Source organism: Pseudomonas gregormendelii, assembly GCF_017114825.1.
Lineage (GTDB): Bacteria > Pseudomonadota > Gammaproteobacteria > Pseudomonadales > Pseudomonadaceae > Aquipseudomonas > Aquipseudomonas gregormendelii.
Genome location: NZ_JADEVO010000095.1, coordinates 1 through 1,242, shown reverse-complemented (window position 1 = coordinate 1,242; position 1,242 = coordinate 1). Strand labels below are relative to the sequence as shown.

Below are 1,242 nucleotides of genomic sequence, written 5' to 3'. Positions count from 1 at the left end.
TGAACTGGTCAAGCAATCCCGGACACCGTTTACGGTGCTTATGCCGCTTTTTGCTCCATAGCTATTGGCGACAGGTAGTTGTTGTAGCTGTGGAGCCTGGTGCGGTTGTAGTACATGAAGAAACGCACCATGTCCGTTTTTGCCTCCTCGATCAGGCTGTAGCCGTTGCGAGGTACCCACTCTGATTTCAATGTGCCGAAAAAACGCTCTGTTGGAGCATTGTCCCAGCACTGTCCACGATGACTCATGCTTTGCAAAATGCCGTGGCGCACCAGTTCCTCTTGAAACTTGCGGCTGGTGTACTGACATCCCTGGTCTGAGTGAAACATCAGCCCAGGAAGACACGTTCGTACCGCTGTCGCCATGCGTAGCGCTTTGCTGACCAGGTTGGCGTCATTGACCAGAGAAAAAGCCCAACCAATGACCCTGCGAGCATACAAATCGATCACGATGGCCAAATGAATCCAGCGTTTGCCTACCATCAGACTGGTCACGTCGCCACACCAAACCTGATCGATTGCAGTCGGTTTGAAATTGCGTTTTAGCCGATTGGGCGCGACAAATGCTTCCACCCCTTTGGATCTGAAAGGGTGAGGCTGACGCTGTTTGCTGACAATATTGGCCTCCCTCATCAGCGCTCGGACAAGGCTTCTTCCAGCAGTTATTTTCTGAGACTTCAGGCCCTTGCTGATCATTCTGGAGCCCATGGCTTCGCGGCTTTGGCTGTGCAACTCAACCACTTTCGATTTGAGTTCTTCACGCCTGATCCGCGGCTTGGCTCGCCGTTGAATCCACTCATAAAAGCTGCTGCGCTTCACACCAAAAACACGACATACCACAGCCGTCGGAAATGACTCTCTTAGCTCTGCGATCATCGAAAACGATCGGGATCCGACATCAAGAGAGCGGTAGCCTTTTTTAGGATCTCGGCCTCCATCTCCATGCGCTTGATCTTGGCTTTCAGTTCCTGGATCTGGCGCTGATCTTCGGTGATGGCCTTGGTGCCTTTAACCGGTTGACCCTCGCGCTCCTTGCGAACCTGATCGACCCAGCGCCGTAAAGCGGTGGGTCCAATATCCAGTGATGCACAAACGTCCGGCACCGGACAGTTATCGTCGAGTACCATGCTGGCAGCATGCAGCTTGAACTCGCGGGTATAGACCTTTCTATCGTTCATGGAACCTCCAAGTTGGCGAAATCATATCGCCCTTAAGAGGTGTCCGGAATTATTAGACCAGTTCA

General features: G+C 52.4%; 2 protein-coding genes. Both read right to left on the bottom strand.

Annotation, left to right across the window (positions count from 1 at the left end):
- Window positions 1-38 precede the first annotated feature (38 nt).
- Window positions 39-875: an IS3 family transposase gene (locus IMW75_RS26705; RefSeq protein ID WP_237142354.1), complete on the bottom strand. Its 837-nt coding sequence runs from the start codon at window positions 873-875 to the stop codon at window positions 39-41.
- Window positions 872-1,177, bottom strand: coding sequence for an IS3 family transposase (locus tag IMW75_RS27135; protein ID WP_060691151.1), 306 nt, complete (start codon window positions 1,175-1,177; stop codon window positions 872-874). The genes IMW75_RS26705 and IMW75_RS27135 overlap by 4 nt, the downstream gene beginning before the upstream one ends.
- Window positions 1,178-1,242 lie beyond the last annotated feature (65 nt).